Source organism: Xanthomonas arboricola pv. populi (genome assembly GCF_002939945.1).
GTDB lineage: Bacteria > Pseudomonadota > Gammaproteobacteria > Xanthomonadales > Xanthomonadaceae > Xanthomonas > Xanthomonas arboricola_A.
In genome coordinates, this window is the sequence record NZ_MDEB01000002.1 from 353,285 (window position 1) to 367,382 (window position 14,098).

Sequence of the window (14,098 nt, forward strand, 5' to 3'; positions counted from 1 at the left end):
GAGGCGGCGCGCCTGTGACTGATCGACGGCGTCTTTCGCATCCCACTCCCCGGAGTCATCCCCATGCAGTCCGATTCTCCCTTTCCAGCGCTTGCACCGTTGACGCTAGCGCTGCTTGGCCTGACGACATTCCAGGCCGGCGCCGCGCGGCCGCACACCGCGGACTTGCCCGACACCGCGCACAGCATTTCCACCAGTTGGGGCGTGATCCAGCAACCGACGTTACCGACGCAGGTCTGCGCAACGCTCAAGGCCGCCTTGAGGCCGGTCGCCGGTTCGCTGGACGCACTCGATACAGATCCCGCGCAGTCCAGGCGCGACACCGCGCGTCTGCAGGCGGCCATCGATGATTGCCCGGCCGGCAGCGCGGTGCGCCTGGTGCCCGGCGATGCCGGCGAGTCCGGTTTCTTGAGCGGCCCGCTGACGATCAAGAGCAGGATCGCGCTGTGGATCGACCGCGGCGTCACCTTGTTCGGCTCGCGCAATCCGCACGATTACGACAATGGTCTTGGCACCTGCGGCACCGCGACCAACGACAAGGCCAAGTCCTGCAACCCGCTGATCCACGTCGCCGATACCGCCAACAGCGCGATTGTGGGTGCCGGCAAGATCGACGGCCGCGGCGGCAGCACGCTCACCGCCGGGCCCAATGCCGGCACCGCCAGCTGGTGGGATCTGGCCTATCTCAATGTCACCAAAGGACTGAGCCAGCACGTCCCGCGGCTGCTGCAGATCGACGACAGCAGCGACTTCACCCTGTACGACATCACCCTGGAAAACTCGCCCAATTTCCATGTCACCACCGACAACGTGGTAGGCCTGACCGCGTGGGGCATCAAGATTCTCGCGCCCAGCCTGGTCTACTCGCGTCCCGGTTATCGCTGCCCGGCCGGCACGACGCCCGACGTCAATCCGCACGCTAGCTGCTTCACGCCCGAAACGGCCAAGAATACCGATGGCTTCGATCCCGGCCAGTCGAAGAAGGTGTTGCTGGCGTACTCCTACATCGGCACCGGCGATGACGGTGTGGCGATCAAGGCCCATGCCAGCAGCAAACGCAGCATCGCCGCGGAAAACATGCTGTTCGCGTACAACCAGTTCTACTACACGCATGGTTTTTCGCTGGGTAGCGAAACCGATGCGGGCATGCGCCACATCGCCGTGCGCGGCTTGAGCATCGATGGCTTCGACGCGAATGATGTCGTGAGAGACCCGTACTCGGCCAACGGCCTGCGTATCAAATCCGATGGCACGCGCGGCGGCCAGGTCTACGACATCAGCTTCGAAAACGTCTGCATGCGTGGGGTTGCCAGGCCGCTGGTGTTCGACGCCAACTACGCCAACGCGGCGGTGCGCAGCAAACTGCCGAGTTTCAGCGGCATTGCTCTGACCAACGTGCACTCGCTGGGTTCCAAGGCGTTTGGCGGCGGCCAGCTGAGCTTCTATGGGTATCGCGACGCAACCACGACTTTGCCGATCACCCTGTCGCTGGACAACGTGGTGCTGGAAGGCGGGCCGATCTCGTTCGCGCAACCGCACTTCGGCGGGCCGGCCAGCAATCCGGGCGCGACCCACTTCACGTTCAAGGGCGGCCCGGTGAGCTTTTTCGATCAGCTGTCCGGATCGGTGCCCAACGATGTGCAACTGCAAGGAAAGCCCGGGCCAGGCGCGCCACTGCAGTGCAATGACGCGTTCATTGCCTACCACTCGGTATTGCCGGATTCGCCGATCTGATCTTGCGCGGAGCGGCAGCGATGCTGCGATCAGACGATCCAAGCATGCACCAAAAGCGGGCTGATAGAGGGCGCAGCGCCCTCACCGCTTGCGGGACACGCCGTGAACCCGTCCCTGGGGGCTCGGTGGCGGCATCCATGCCGCCACACGGTCCCGCAACCGGCAAGGACACCGCACCAGACAGTTGCTCGGCTGCTTTATGAAAAGCCATGCACACCGACCATCTCGACTGGTCCTTGCCCGCTCACCGTCGCGGGACCTTGAGCGGCATGGATGCCGCGCCAGAGCCTACAAGGACGTACTTGCGGCGTGTCCTGCGACGGTGGGCGGGCAAGGGCCCTGCAGCAGACTCACAGCGTCGAGGGCGCGGTGCCCTCACCGCTCGCGGGACACGCCGTGAACCCGTCCATGGGGGCTCGGTGGCGGCATCCATGCCGCCACACGGTCCCGCAACCGGCAAGAACACCGCACTAGGAAGTTAGTCGGCTGCTTTATTGAAAACCATGCACACCGACCATCTCGACAGGTCCTTGCCCGCCCACCGTCGCGGGACCTTATGCGGCATGGATACCGCATAAGAGCCTCAATAGACGGGTTCAAGGCGTGTCCCGCGATGGTGGGCGGGCAAGGGCCCTGCAGCCAAGGCGCAGATCCGCCGCTCTCAGTCCGCGCCGCTGGCAGCACGCCAGCTATGCCACAACTGCTGCACTGGCGGTGGATACCCTGCCTTGCCGGCAAGCTCGCGCTGCAGGCGCAGGCGGGCCAGCCGCGACCACACCCGGTGCGACCGCGCCAACGCCGGTTTGCGCGGCCAGGCGCGCAGTAACTGGGTGCGCCATGCGGCGGTGGTCATGTCAGCGGGCGCGGCGCTGTCGCCGGCCACACGCTGGCGTGCGTCCAGCCACTGCACTGCCACCGCAATGGCATCGCCAGGCTGGGTGCGCGCAAATAGCGCAGCTTCCACGGCAACCACGGCCTCGGCGAAGGCACCTAATGTCGCCAACGCCTGCTGCAACGATTGCGGCTGCGCACGCGCATCCTGCATTGCCGGCAAGGTATCGGCCAGTTGCACCCACGGCGCATGCACCGGCTCCAGCACCCGCCCGAGCGGATGGCGCGAGCGCCGCTGCGACCAATCGCGCAGCTCCTGCTGCCACCACGCCAGCTTGGCGTCGGCCGGTAACGGATCGCCGGCAATGTTCATGATGTCTTCCCATTCCTGCAGCAGCGCAAACCAGGCCGCCGTGAGGCGTCGCTGCGGTTCGGGAATAAACGGCTCGGCAACCGACCATTCCGGCCAGCGCGTGCGCCACTTGTCGAGAAAACTGTCGAGAGCGCTGGATTGGCTCATGGCGGGTCCAGAAGAAAACGAAAGAAGATCAGGTCTGCGGCCACGCCACGGCATCCCACAGCGTCTGCGGCTGCGCGACGAGGACGTCGGCCTGCCAGCGCGACGGCTCGTCGTCGTGCAGGCGATAGCCCCACAACACCGCCACCGATGGCATCGCCGCCGCGCGTGCGGCCAGGATGTCGCGCTCGTCGTCGCCCACGTAGACGCACTGGGCCGGCGCAACGCCGATGCGCTCGGCCGCTGTCAGCAATGGCAACGGATGCGGCTTGCGTTCGGCCAGCGTATCGCCGCCGATCAGCACCGCACAGCGCTGTTCCCACCCCAGTTGCGGCAGGATCAGCCGCGCCAGATATTCGGGCTTGTTGGTGACCACGCCCCAGATGCAACCGGCGCGCTCCAGGCGCAGCAGCAGTTCTTCGACGCCATCGAACAGCTGCGACTGCGTGCCGATCAAGGCCTCGTAACGACGCAGGAATTCCGGCACCAGCGCATCGCGCGCGACCGCATCGAGTTCCGCAAACGCGACCGCCAGCATCGCGCGCGCGCCCTTGGACACCACCGGCCGCAACTGCGCCAACGCGATCGGCGCACGACCACGCGCATCCAGCATCGCGTTGACGGTCGCCAGCATGTCCGGCGCGCTATCGAGCAGGGTGCCATCCAGATCGAACAACACCGCACGCGGAAACTTCGACGATGCAACGGCGTCTTTCCGCTGAGCTTCGTCATCTTGGACTCGGAATGGCTCGAACATCACCAGCGCCGGTGTCTGTTGTTGCGATTCCCGAATCCCGATTCCCGATTCGTCACGGCTTCACCGCATAAGCAAGGTAATTGACCTCGGTCCGCGACGACAGGCGCGCACGATTGCGCCACGGCTCGTACAGCATACCGCTGACGTCTTCCAGCTGCAGTTCGGCGTTGCGCAACCACGCCGCAAGTTCTGCCGGCTTGATGAAATCCTTGTAGTGATGCGTGCCCTTGGGCAGCAGCCGCGCAATGTATTCGGCGCCGATCACCGCCAGCGCGAACGCGGCCGGCGTGCGATTGAGCGTGGACAGGAACAGCTTGCCGCCGGGCTTGAGCAGGCTGGCGCAGGCGCGGATGATCGCGGTCGGGTCCGGCACGTGCTCGAGCATTTCCATGCAGGTCACCGCATCGAAGCTGCCCGGCTGTTCGGCGGCCAGGTCTTCCACCGACTGCACGCGATAATCCACCTGCACGCCCGATTCCAGGCTGTGCAGGCGCGCCACCTTGACCAGCTCCGGCGCCAGATCGATCGCCGTGACCTGCGCGCCCAGACGCGCCATCGACTCGCTGAGCAGACCACCGCCGCAGCCGACATCGAGCACGCGCGCACCGGCCAGGCCCAGCCGTGCGGACACATAGTCCAGGCGCACCGGATTGAGCGCATGCAGCGGCTTCTGCGGGCCGTCGGCATCCCACCAGCGGTTGGCCAATGCTGCGAACTTGTCCAGCTCGCTCTGATGGAAGTTGCTGGACGTGGACTGGGTGTTCGGATTCATGCGGAGCTCCGTGATGGGAGGACGCGCGCTCAGGCGCGGACGGTGCGGATGCGCTCGCGCCACTGCCGCGCATTGGCGACCAGGGCAGCGGTATCCATGTCGATGAGCTCGCGCTGCACCAGCTTGGGCTTGCCGGCGATCCACACATCGGTGACCTGGTGACGGCCGGCGGCGTAGATGAGTTGCGACAGCACATGATGCAGCGGCTGGGTCTCCAGTGCAGACAAGTCGACGCAGACCAGATCGGCCTGCTTGCCGATTTCGATCGAACCGATCCTGTCGCCGAAGCCCAACGCACGCGCGCCGCCCAGCGTGGCCGCGCGCAGCGTGGTGGCCGCATCCAGCGCGGTCGCATCGTTGGCCACAGCCTTGGCCAGGATCGCTGCCGTGCGGTTCTCGCTGAACATGTCCAGGTCGTTGTTGCTGGCGCAGCCGTCGGTGCCGATGGCCAGATTCACACCGGCACGTTGCAGTGCGCAGGCCGGGCAAAAGCCCGAGGCGAGCTTGAGGTTGGACTCCGGGCAGTGCACCACGCTGACGCCGCGCTCGGCGCATAGATGGATCTCCGCCTCGGTGAGCTGGGTCATGTGCACGGCGATCAGGCGGTCGTTGACCAGGCCCAGGCGATCCAGGCGCGCCAGCGGGCGCTGCCCGTATTGCGCGACCGAATCGGCCACTTCCTGCGCGGTTTCGTGCGTGTGCAGATGTACCGGCAGATCCAGCTGGTCGGCCAGCATGCGCACGCGCTCGAAGTTGGCATCGTTGACCGTGTACGGCGCATGCGGCGCGAAGGCGGTGCTGATCAGCGGATCGTCGCGCCACTGGTCATGCAGCTCGCCGGCCCGTGCGAAGTATTCGTCGTCCGACGATGCCCAGGCGGTGGGGAAATCGATGATCACCGCGCCGACCAGCGCACGGAACCCGTGCTGCTTGTACACGGCCGCCTGCACATCGGCGAAGAAGTAGTTTTCGTTGACGCAGGTGGTCCCGCCACGCAGCATTTCGGCGATCGCCAGCGTGGTGCCGTCGGCCACGAATTCCGGCCCGATCACCGCCGCTTCCACCGGCCAGATGTGCTGCTGCAGCCACACCATCAGCGGCAGATCGTCGGCAACGCCACGCAGCAGCGTCATCGGGTTATGCGTATGCGCATTGACCAGGCCCGGGATCAGGGCAGCCTCCGGGCGCGAGACGGTCTGCGTCGGCGCAAACCGCAGGCGCGCCTCGGCGGTCGGCAGGATCGCCACGATGACGCCGTTGTGCACCGCCACCGCGTGATCGTCGAGCACCACCGCATGCGGCTCGATCGGCACAACGTAACCGGCTTCGATCAACAGGTCGCAGACTTCGGGAGGGGCATTGGTCATGAGCGGATCCATAAAAGGTTAGTTGTCGAACGGCCAGCGGGGATCGCCACCGGCCACAGGCACATAGCGCTGGCCGTTGTAGCGCAGCACCTGGCGCGCGCGACGGGTGCGTTCGGTATCGGTGTCGCTGCCAGCGGCGCTCTCCACGGTAGATACGTTGGCTGTCAGCACGATGTCCGCATATCCGGCATGTACCTGCGGCGCCATGCTCACGCTCAGATTGGCGACTTCGGTGATCACATCGTCCTTCCCCAGACTGCACGGCTCGCCTTTCACACGTTGCCACGCATAAAGATCGCGTTGCAGCACCGGGCGCAGGCTGCGCCCCTCACGCACCAGCAGGGTCAATGCCTGATTGCTGTAAAAATCCGGGCAGCTGGGCCCGCGCGCGGCGCTGCGCACCACCACGCCGATCGCACGCACGCCCTTGGCCAGGTCGTAGCGCGCGGTGTCCAGGCGCAGGCTGTCGGCAGCGAGTTCGAAGGCGGCGTCCTCGCCCATTGCCTGCGCGTAGAACGCCCGCACCTTGCCGCTGGCGGCATCGAGCATGGCCACGCGCAACTCGAGGTCGCGCTCGCCAGGCACGCTCTCCGCGTCGCCAGCAAATGCGATTGCCGCCAGCCGGATCGCAGGATCGTTCGGCCACGGCTTACAGGTCTGGGCCACCAAACGGTCGACCGGCACCGTGGCGGCAGCGCCGCCCACCACGCCGGACGTTGCAATGGCCGCAACGGCGGCCACGTCACCGGCGGCGCACGTTGCGGCAGCCGATTGCGCAAACGCCGGGCACGCCACGAGCGCACCCCACAGCCCCAACACGACACTGGCACCGCGTCCCGCTCGATCAGGCCAGTGTGCCGGACGCATCGTCTTACTTGACGCGCGCCGAGTATTCGCCCGAGCGGGTGTCGACCTTGATGATTTCGTCCTGGTTGACGAACAGCGGCACGCGCACCACCGCGCCGGTTTCCAGCGTCGCCGGCTTGCCGCCGCCGCCGGAGGTATCGCCGCGCACGCCCGGGTCGGTCTCGGTGATCTTCAGCTCGACGAAGTTCGGCGGCTGCACCCAGATCGGCGCACCGTTCCACAGCGTCACGATGCAGTCTTCCTCGCCCTTGAGCCACTTGTCGGCGCCGCCCATGCCGGCCTTGTCGGTCTGCACCTGCTCGAAGGTTTCCGGGTCCATGAAGTGCCAGTACTCGCCATCGCTGTACAGGTAGCGCATGTCGGTATCGACCACGTCGGCCACTTCCACGTCGTCGGTCGCCTTCATGGTCATTTCGACCACGCGGCCGGACTTGATAAAGCGGTACTTCATGCGGGTGAAGGCCTGGCCCTTGCCCGGCTTGACGTATTCGGTCTCGGTGATGACCGCCGGCTCGTTGTTGACCAGGATCTTCATGCCGTTCTTGACGTCGTTCATGCCAACAGTGGCCATGGTGCAGCTCCTCGATAAGACCACGACCTGCCACAGGCCGTGGCAGGTCGGATTAGAATGGGGCGCCCGCCGCAACCGGCGGGCATTGGTTTTGTGACCGCACATGATACCCGCAGCCCCCCTCGCCTTGCAGCCATCTCCGCCTCCCACCCTGCAGCCGCCGCGCTGGCAGCAGCAGTGGCGCGACGCCGTGCGCGACCCGCGCGCGCTGCTGGCGCTGCTGGGCCTGGACGCGCAGGCGGCCGGGATCAGCGATGCCGCCGCCCAGTTCCCGCTGCGGGTGCCGCAGGCATTCGTGGCGCGCATGCGCCGTGGCGACCTGCACGACCCGCTGCTGCGCCAGGTGCTGCCACTGGACGATGAAATGCGGCCGGTGCCGGGCTTCGGCCTGGATGCGGTCGGCGATGGCGCCGCCAAGACCGCCGACGGTGTGATCCAGAAATACCGCGGCCGCGCGCTGCTGATCGCCACCGGCAGCTGCGCGGTGCACTGCCGCTACTGCTTCCGCCGCCACTTTCCGTATGCCGAGGAAACCGCCGCGCGCGACGGATGGCGCCACGCGGTCGCCGCGATCGCAGCCGACCCAGGCATCGACGAAGTGCTGCTGTCCGGCGGCGACCCGCTGTCGCTGGCCACCGGCAAACTGGCCGAACTCACCGACGCGCTGGCCGCCATCGGCCATATCAAGCGCCTGCGCATCCACAGCCGGCTGCCGATCGTGCTGCCCGAGCGCGTCGACGCGCCGCTGCTGGCCTGGCTGCGCAGCCTGCCGTGGCCGGTGGCCTTCGTGGTGCATGCCAACCATGCCAACGAATTCGATACCGCCGTGGACGATGCCATGCGTGCCCTGCGCGAGGCCGGCGCGCAGTTGCTCAATCAGGCCGTGCTGCTGCGCGGCGTCAACGACAGCGTGGACGCGCTGGCGGCCCTGAGCGAACGCAGCTTCGCCGCCGGCGTGCTGCCGTATTACCTGCATCAGCTCGACCGGGTGGCCGGCGTGGCGCATTTCGAAGTGGACGATGCCCGCGCGCGCGCGCTGCACACCGAGCTGGCCACGCGCCTGTCCGGCTACCTGGTGCCGCGCCTGGTGCGCGAAATCCCCGGCGACACCGGCAAACGGCCGCTGTAAACACCCGGCTCAACCACATCGGATCGTAGGAGCGCACCCGGGCGCGACGAAGCATGACCGGTAACACCCGTCGCGCCCGGGTGCGCTCCTACGCTGGTATCCGACGCCGCAGCGAATGCACGGAACCCCAAGCAATAGCTGCTGTAACCGTCGAACTCCCCGAACACCTCGTCGTAGGAGCGCGCCCGGGCGCGACGAAGCCTCCTGATAAAGCCTCAATTGCCCGGTAAAGCCCCGTCGCGCCCGGGTGCGCTCCTACGCTGCTCAGCCCGCGGCGATCAGCTTGACCATATCGGCCGGGCTCAGCGGGCGGCTGAACCAGTAGCCCTGACCCAGATCGCAGCCGCGTTCGCGTAGCAGGTTGAACTGCGCTTCCTGCTCGATTCCCTCTGCAACCACCGTGATGCCCAGCGAATGCGCCATGCCGATGATGGCCGTGGTCAGCGCAAGATCGTCAGGGTCGCGCTGCAGGTCGGCGATGAAACTCTTGTCGATCTTGACCCCATCCACCGGCACCTGGCGCAGATGGCTCAAGCCGGAGAAACCGGTGCCGAAGTCGTCCAGCCACACCTTCACACCGGTGCGGTGCAATTGATCGAGCAGGCTGGCGGCCATCATTTCGTCGCCGATCACCGCCGTTTCGGTCAGCTCCAGATGCAGCCGCGCGGCCGGCAGGCCGGATTCGGCCAGGCACTCGGCCACGGTGTCGATCAGGTCGCCACTGCGCAGTTGACGTGGCGAGACGTTGACCGAGATGAACAAGCCCTCGCCCAGCACCGGCCATTGCGCCGCTTCCAGGCAGGCCGCACGCAGCACCTTGGGGCCGATCACCTCGATCAGGCCGCTCTGCTCGGCGATATCGATAAAGGTGGATGGCGCAATCGTGCCCAGCGCCGGGTGCTGCCAGCGCAACAACACTTCCACCCCCACCAGCACGCGGTCGCTGGTGCGGTAGATCGGCTGATAGACCAGCCGCAACTCGTCGCGATCCCAGGCCCCGCGCAACTCGTGCTCCATGTGCACGCGCCGCTCCACCGCATGGTCGGCCGCGCGGCTGTAGAAGCGATGGCAGTTCTTGCCGGCGACCTTGGCCTGGTACATCGCGATATCGCCGTTCTTCAGTAACGCAGTGGCGTTGCTGGCATCGTCCGGGAACAGCGTGATGCCGATCGAGGTGCCCAGGAACACCTCCCGTCCCTGCACATTCAAGGGGCGGCTCAATTCGTGCACCAGCCGGTCCGCGAGCTGGGCGGCAAGCAGGCTGACGTCGCCGTTCTGCAGCAGGATCACGAACTCGTCGCCACCAAAGCGCGCCAGGATCGCGTCGTCGCCGCCCAACGCACCGACCGCGCGGCTGATCCGGCTGGCGAACTGCAGCAAGGCCTCGTCGCCGGCCTCGTGGCCCAGCGTGTCGTTGACGCGCTTGAAGTCGTCGATATCGGCAAACAGCAGCGCCAGCTTGCTGTCGGTGCTGCGGGCGGTGTTGAGCAGATGATCCAGGCCTTCGCGGAACCCCAGCCGGTTGGTCAGTCCGGTCAACGCATCGGTGTAGGCCATGTGGCGCACCTCGCGATCGTGCCGGGCGATGCTCTCGCTCATGCGGCCGAAGGCGGAAATCAACTCGCCGATCTCGTCGTTGCGCGGATGCGGCGGCAACTGCACCGCATAGTCGCCACGCTCGATCTGGCGCGCGGCCGCGGCCAGCAACCGCACCGGCGCCACCAGGGTGCGCTGCACGTAGATGGCCAACAGCACCCCCAGCGCGACCAGCGCGGCCAGCAGTACCAGCAGCCAGCCCAGATCGCGCTTGCCGATCGCGTTGAGGTTCTGCACCAGGGTCAGGTTGGCGCCGGATTCCATCCTGCGCACCTGCTCACGCGACATGCCCACCCGCACGCCGCCGATGCGCTGGTCGCCGATCTTGATTGGCGCCGTCACGTCCAGCACTTCGGGGGAGGACTGCAACAACGTGACGCGCGCAGTCACCGCCCTGGTTGCGAGCGGGTCGGTCATGGCCTGACCGTAATGCTGCAGATTGGGCGAGCCGTCGTGCACCAGCCGGCCGCGTCGATCGAACACCAGCACGTAGCTCACCACCCGCTGCCGCGAGGCATTGCGCACCAGCGCACCCACTGTGCCCAGGTCGGAGTAGTACAGCGGATTGGCAAGGCCGTTCGCCAGTTCGGTGGCCAGGGTCTCGCCACGCGAGCGCAGGCTGCGATCGAACAGCTCGTGCAGAATCTGCGCGCTGAGCCCGCGCACTTCGCGCTGCATCGCGCTCTGGCGCTGCAGCAGCGACGCCAGGATCGCACCGACCAGCAGCAGCGTCAGCGCCATCACCAATAAAAAGCGTGCCTGCAATCCAAAGCGCACCTGAGTCATTCCACTTGATCCCTGATACGTTGCAACCCGGCGCTCAGCGCGTCCAGGCGCTGGCGGCTGGCAGCATCCACCGGATGGAAGGCGGTGGTACCGAAAAACCGCTTCAAGGCCGGCCCGGCCTTGGGGTCGGAGGCCGCCTGCAACAGCACCACGCGCAGCCGCCGCTCCACCGCCGGATCCATGCCGGTGCGCACCATCTCCACCGCGCGCGGCACCGGCGCACTGCGATGGACGATACGGAAGTCGCGCTTGAACACCGGTGGCAGGTGGCGCTCGTCGTCCCAGTCGGCGTTACTGAAAGCGCCCGCATCGATCAGGCGCTGATGCACGAAGGCGGAGATATTCAATTTCGACCCGACCATCAGGTAACCCACCGAGCCCGGCACCTGGCTGTCGTCCTGCGACAGCAGCACATCGCAGGCGATACCGTTGCGTACCAGCTCCAGCATCGGCAGCAGATAGCCGCTGGTGGAGGAGGCGTTCTGCAACGCCAGGGTGTGGCCGCGCAATTGCTTGAGCGACTGGATCGGGCTGTCGCGGCGGACGAAGAACACCGTGTGGAACTCACGCAGACCGGCGCGCTCGGTCATCACCAGCGGGTGCGCACTGCCGCGCTGTTCCAGCAGCATCGCCGCACCGGTGCTTTCGCTGACCCAATCGACGCGGCCACGACGCAGGTAACTGGACATCTGCCGCGCATCCGGCGCCATCAGGATTTCGCCACGGCGGATACCGACCTCGTGCATGCGCGGCACCACGTAATCCAGCAAGGGCTTGAGTTGTGCGTAATGGGTGGCGGGATCGTCGCTGATCCGTCCAAGCACCAATACCGGGGAAGGCGCTGCCGTCGCCGTCGCGGCCAAACCTGCCCCGGCCAACAGCCCGCAGGCAATCAGACACCATCGTAGACCGCGCAAAACGGACACTCCCCTAGAGCCGCCGACAGCCTAGCCGAATCTTTCGAGATGTGACAGACGTCAGTTTCCGTTGCGCTTTGCCAGCATGGCCATGCGCTGCGCATCGGACAGAATGCCGCGCAGCAAACGCACTTCCTGCTCGCTCATGTCCGCGCGCAACAGCAGACGCCGCAGCTTGCGCATCGCCGACTCCGGCGCGCGCCCCTTGTGGAAATCGATCTCGTCCAGGGTCTGGCCCAACTGGCCGAACATGCCTTCGAGTTGGGCATGGCTGGCCGGGCCGTCGCGCAACGCGCCGGTCGCCGCGGCGGGTGCAGCCTCCGCTTCGCCGGCCGCCAGCTGCGCCAGCCGCACCTCGTACGCCACCACCTGCACCGCCGCCGCCAGGTTGAGCGAGCTGAACGCCGGGTCGGATGGGATATGCAGCGCCGCATGGCAGAGCTGTAGCTCGTCGTTGGTCAGGCCGGTGCGCTCGCGGCCGAACACGATCGCCACCTCGGCCGGTTCACCGGCCTTGGACCAGGCACGGCGCGCGCCCTCGTCCGGCGGCAGCTCTTCCAACGCGACCCGGCGCGCACGCGCGGTGCAGCCGATCACCAGGGTGCAGTCGGCCACCGCCTCGGCCAGGGTGGCGAAGATCGGCGCCTCGCCGAGCACGTCTTCGGCACCGGCCGAACGCCGATAGGCGTCTTCGTCGAGCGCACGCTCCGGCGCCACCAGCACCAGGCGCGACACGCCCATCGTCTTCATCGCGCGCGCGGCGGCGCCGATGTTGCCTGGATGCTGGGTGCCGACAAGAACAAAACGGATGCGCTGACTGACGGACATGAACGGAGATTGGGGAGCGATTCGGTCGTAGATGGTAAACTGCGCCGCCGGCTTTGGTGCCGGAACGCTCTTTTACCTTCGCCATTTTCGATTCTGCCTTCACGGGAGCTTTAACCATGCAGAAACCCGCCGTCACCGTCATGGTCAAAGCCGCCCGCCTCGCCGGCAATGTGCTGTTGCGCGGTATCAACAAGCTCGATGCGCTCAATGTGGTGCAGAAAGGCCGCATGGACTACGCCAGCGAAGTCGATGCCGATGCCGAGAAGGTCATCATCAAGGAACTCAAGCGCGGCTACCCCGAGTACGCCGTGTTCGGCGAAGAAGGCGGCGTGCAAGGTGGCAAGAGTGGCCGCTATACCTGGGTCATCGATCCGCTGGACGGCACCAGCAACTATCTGCGCGGCTTCCCGCATTACTGCGTGTCGATCGCGCTGGTGGAGAACGGCGAGCCCACCGACGCGGTGATCTTCGACCCCCTGCGCAACGAGCTGTTCACCGCCAGCCGCGGCGCCGGCGCGGTGCTCAACGACCGCCGCATCCGCATCGCCGAACGCAAGGACCTGGAAGGTGCGATGGTCCACACCGGCTTCCCGCCGCGCGAGCGCGCACGCATCAGTGCGCAACTGAAGTGCGTCGATGCGTTGCTGGTGCAGGCCGAGGATGTGCGTCGTACCGGTTCTGCCGCGCTGGACCTGGCCTATGTGGCCTGCGGCCGAGCCGATGCGTATTTCGAGGCCGGTGTCAAAGCCTGGGACATCGCGGCCGGTGTGCTGCTGGTGCGCGAAGCCGGTGGCCGCGTCTGCGACTACAAGGGCGCCACCCCGCCGCGCATGGACAACATGGGCCCGGAAACGCAGCAGATCGTGGCCGGCAACATCAAGATCAGCGACGCGCTGCAGAAGGTCATCGTCAACACCGGCTACGCCCGCGAATTCGACGCCAAGTTCTGATCGCTCCCCGAGCGCAAGTCTGGACGCCCGTACACCGTAGGAGCGCGCCCGAGCGCGACGGGGCTTTCCCAACAAAGCCTCTCGCGACCAGGGTCGCTCCTACAACAGCTCGCAGTAAACGGAAAGGCCGGGATCGCTCCCGGCCTTGTTCGTTCCAGTCCGATGCCAAGCCACTCGGCGCCCGCACAACGTAGGAGCGCACCCGAGCGCGACGGGCATTCCCTGCAAAGCCTCTCGCGACCAGGGTCGCTCCTACAACAGCTCGCAGTAAACGGAAAGGCCGGGATCGCTCCCGGCCTTGTTCGTTCCAGTCCGATGCCAAGCCACTCGGCATCCGCACAACGTAGGAGCGCGCCCGAGCGCGACGGGCTTTCCCTGCAAAGCCCCTCGCGACCAGGGTCGCTCCTACAACAGCTCGCAGTAAACGGAAAGGCCGGGATCGCTCCCGGCCTTGTTCGTTCCAGTCCGATGCCAAG

General features: G+C 66.5%; 12 protein-coding genes. 3 read left to right on the forward strand and 9 right to left on the reverse strand.

The genetic code is table 11. The annotated features are described in order from the left end of the window. The first annotated feature begins 63 nt into the window (after positions 1-63). Complete coding sequence (locus tag XaplCFBP3123_RS08040) at positions 64-1,734, forward strand: glycoside hydrolase family 28 protein (RefSeq protein WP_104533568.1); 1,671 nt, start codon at positions 64-66, stop codon at positions 1,732-1,734. A gap of 661 nt (positions 1,735-2,395) precedes the next feature. Here the strand turns inward: XaplCFBP3123_RS08040 and XaplCFBP3123_RS08055 are convergent. From XaplCFBP3123_RS08055 to efp, 6 genes are read right to left on the reverse strand one after another with little or no spacing between them, the layout of a single operon-like run. Then, positions 2,396-3,085, reverse strand: coding sequence for a phytoene/squalene synthase family protein (locus tag XaplCFBP3123_RS08055; protein WP_104533569.1), 690 nt, complete (start codon positions 3,083-3,085; stop codon positions 2,396-2,398). Positions 3,086-3,113: 28 nt separating this feature from the next. Next, positions 3,114-3,839 carry a phosphoglycolate phosphatase gene (locus XaplCFBP3123_RS08060; RefSeq protein WP_104533570.1) on the reverse strand — a complete coding sequence of 242 codons (726 nt, stop codon included), beginning with the start codon at positions 3,837-3,839 and terminating at the stop codon, positions 3,114-3,116. A gap of 52 nt (positions 3,840-3,891) precedes the next feature. Beyond that, entirely contained in the window at positions 3,892-4,611 is a 720-nt protein-coding gene (ubiG, locus tag XaplCFBP3123_RS08065; protein WP_104533571.1) for a bifunctional 2-polyprenyl-6-hydroxyphenol methylase/3-demethylubiquinol 3-O-methyltransferase UbiG, read from the reverse strand. Positions 4,612-4,640: 29 nt separating this feature from the next. Beyond that, positions 4,641-5,978: a TRZ/ATZ family hydrolase gene (locus XaplCFBP3123_RS08070; RefSeq protein WP_024940415.1), complete on the reverse strand. Its 1,338-nt coding sequence runs from the start codon at positions 5,976-5,978 to the stop codon at positions 4,641-4,643. A gap of 18 nt (positions 5,979-5,996) precedes the next feature. Next, positions 5,997-6,845 (reverse strand): hypothetical protein, encoded by an 849-nt coding sequence (locus XaplCFBP3123_RS08075; RefSeq protein ID WP_172453155.1) that lies wholly within the window; start codon positions 6,843-6,845, stop codon positions 5,997-5,999. Between the two features lie 4 nt (positions 6,846-6,849). Continuing rightward, positions 6,850-7,416 carry an elongation factor P gene (efp, locus tag XaplCFBP3123_RS08080; protein ID WP_002802373.1) on the reverse strand — a complete coding sequence of 189 codons (567 nt, stop codon included), beginning with the start codon at positions 7,414-7,416 and terminating at the stop codon, positions 6,850-6,852. Between the two features lie 103 nt (positions 7,417-7,519). On the opposite strand from efp, the gene epmB reads away from it, so the two are divergent. Next, entirely contained in the window at positions 7,520-8,545 is a 1,026-nt protein-coding gene (epmB, locus tag XaplCFBP3123_RS08085; protein ID WP_104533573.1) for an EF-P beta-lysylation protein EpmB, read from the forward strand. A gap of 264 nt (positions 8,546-8,809) precedes the next feature. On the opposite strand, the gene XaplCFBP3123_RS08090 is transcribed toward epmB, so the two are convergent. From XaplCFBP3123_RS08090 to XaplCFBP3123_RS08100, 3 genes are read right to left on the reverse strand one after another with little or no spacing between them, the layout of a single operon-like run. Then, entirely contained in the window at positions 8,810-10,927 is a 2,118-nt protein-coding gene (locus XaplCFBP3123_RS08090; RefSeq protein WP_104533574.1) for a putative bifunctional diguanylate cyclase/phosphodiesterase, read from the reverse strand. After that, on the reverse strand, positions 10,924-11,853 hold the full coding sequence (locus XaplCFBP3123_RS08095; RefSeq protein WP_172453156.1) for a phosphate/phosphite/phosphonate ABC transporter substrate-binding protein: 930 nt from the start codon (positions 11,851-11,853) through the stop codon (positions 10,924-10,926). Before XaplCFBP3123_RS08095 ends, XaplCFBP3123_RS08090 begins: the two co-directional genes overlap by 4 nt. A 51-nt stretch (positions 11,854-11,904) precedes the next feature. Next, positions 11,905-12,672, reverse strand: coding sequence for an RNA methyltransferase (locus XaplCFBP3123_RS08100; protein ID WP_104533575.1), 768 nt, complete (start codon positions 12,670-12,672; stop codon positions 11,905-11,907). A gap of 116 nt (positions 12,673-12,788) precedes the next feature. Between XaplCFBP3123_RS08100 and XaplCFBP3123_RS08105 the strand changes: the two genes are divergently transcribed. Then, a complete protein-coding gene (locus XaplCFBP3123_RS08105; RefSeq protein ID WP_016905058.1) occupies positions 12,789-13,622 on the forward strand; it encodes an inositol monophosphatase family protein in 834 nt (277 codons plus the stop codon). Positions 13,623-14,098: the final 476 nt, after the last annotated feature.

Coding starts and splice junctions, on each gene's coding strand:
- XaplCFBP3123_RS08040 (WP_104533568.1), top strand. CDS start 64: ATGCAGTCCGATTCTCCCTTTCCAGCGCTTGCACCGTTGACGCTAGCG.
- XaplCFBP3123_RS08055 (WP_104533569.1), bottom strand. CDS start 3,085: ATGAGCCAATCCAGCGCTCTCGACAGTTTTCTCGACAAGTGGCGCACG.
- XaplCFBP3123_RS08060 (WP_104533570.1), bottom strand. CDS start 3,839: ATGTTCGAGCCATTCCGAGTCCAAGATGACGAAGCTCAGCGGAAAGAC.
- ubiG (WP_104533571.1), bottom strand. CDS start 4,611: ATGAATCCGAACACCCAGTCCACGTCCAGCAACTTCCATCAGAGCGAG.
- XaplCFBP3123_RS08070 (WP_024940415.1), bottom strand. CDS start 5,978: ATGACCAATGCCCCTCCCGAAGTCTGCGACCTGTTGATCGAAGCCGGT.
- XaplCFBP3123_RS08075 (WP_172453155.1), bottom strand. CDS start 6,845: ATGCGTCCGGCACACTGGCCTGATCGAGCGGGACGCGGTGCCAGTGTC.
- efp (WP_002802373.1), bottom strand. CDS start 7,416: ATGGCCACTGTTGGCATGAACGACGTCAAGAACGGCATGAAGATCCTG.
- epmB (WP_104533573.1), top strand. CDS start 7,520: ATGATACCCGCAGCCCCCCTCGCCTTGCAGCCATCTCCGCCTCCCACC.
- XaplCFBP3123_RS08090 (WP_104533574.1), bottom strand. CDS start 10,927: ATGACTCAGGTGCGCTTTGGATTGCAGGCACGCTTTTTATTGGTGATG.
- XaplCFBP3123_RS08100 (WP_104533575.1), bottom strand. CDS start 12,672: ATGTCCGTCAGTCAGCGCATCCGTTTTGTTCTTGTCGGCACCCAGCAT.
- XaplCFBP3123_RS08105 (WP_016905058.1), top strand. CDS start 12,789: ATGCAGAAACCCGCCGTCACCGTCATGGTCAAAGCCGCCCGCCTCGCC.